This window comes from Enterobacter sp. RIT637 (assembly GCF_019718755.1).
Taxonomy (GTDB): domain Bacteria; phylum Pseudomonadota; class Gammaproteobacteria; order Enterobacterales; family Enterobacteriaceae; genus Enterobacter.
Genome location: NZ_JAIHAZ010000133.1, coordinates 1 through 563 on the forward strand (window position 1 = coordinate 1; position 563 = coordinate 563).

Here is a 563-nt window from a genome sequence, read left to right on the forward strand (position 1 = left end):
CATATCCAGCTGCCCGGAGTTGGTCACCCCCAGCGAATAGCTGTAGCCGCGACGCATCATCAGGCTGGACTGGGTTTCCGGCGTTCGCGGGTTCGCCAGACGAATATGGCTGTCGAGCGCGATGGTATCCCCGTCCGGATCGTTTGCGTAATCCGGCACATCGTGTTCGTTTTTCATGCCCAGCGGCGCACCGCTCTGCTTGTCACGACCGAAAATGGTTTGCTGCTCTTTCAGCGGCGTGCGATCCCAGAACTCCACGTGGAACTGGATAATGCGCACCGCCTGATAAGTGCCGCCCACCGCCCACGCCGGTTCGCCCTGATCCGTCGTGGTCCAGACCATGTTTTTCATCAGCGCCGCATCGCGGCTATCCGGGTTGGCCGTTCCGTCTTTAAAGCCGAGCAGGTTGACCGGCGTCTCTTTTCCCTGGCTGCGCGCCGCGTGATCGGAGATAAACCCTTCCCGCTTCCAGCGCACGCTGAGCAGATCCGGCGTGTGCTTGATGATATCGCGCAGGGCGTGGATCACCGTATCCTGGGTGTTAGCGCAGATCTGGATCAGCA

Annotated in this window: 1 protein-coding gene; it reads right to left on the reverse strand. The window is 60.6% G+C overall.

What is annotated here, in order from left to right; translation table 11 throughout:
- On the reverse strand, positions 1 to 563 hold a 563-nt coding region (locus tag K5E19_RS23600), incomplete at both ends, for a Dyp-type peroxidase (protein ID WP_221553354.1).